This is a genomic window from Holdemanella sp. DFI.5.55, assembly GCF_020593575.1.
GTDB classification, from domain to species: Bacteria; Bacillota_I; Bacilli_A; order Erysipelotrichales; family Erysipelotrichaceae; genus Holdemanella; species Holdemanella hominis.
In genome coordinates, this window is sequence record NZ_JAJDMK010000450.1 from 1 (window position 1) to 217 (window position 217).

Sequence of the window (217 nt, forward strand, 5' to 3'; positions counted from 1 at the left end):
CCACGGAAATGGATAATCGCCTTTTGGAACGAGCTGGCCGGCTGCAGGAACGTTTGGACGCGGCTGACTTTTACGAGGTCGAAACCAAAATTGAGCGCGTTATGAATGGGCTGGGGCTAAATGACATTGGTAAGGACCATGTCGTTTCCGAAATGAGTGGCGGCCAGCGCTCAAAAATTATTTTGGCCAAAATGCTGCTGGAAAATCCAGACGTGAT

The 217-nt window shown here is 49.8% G+C and carries 1 protein-coding gene; it reads left to right on the forward strand.

Going from position 1 to position 217, the window contains the following annotated elements:
* Positions 1–23: 23 nt before the first annotated feature.
* A partial coding sequence (locus LJE08_RS14775; RefSeq protein ID WP_227403685.1) for an ATP-binding cassette domain-containing protein occupies positions 24–217 on the forward strand: 194 nt, incomplete at its 3' end.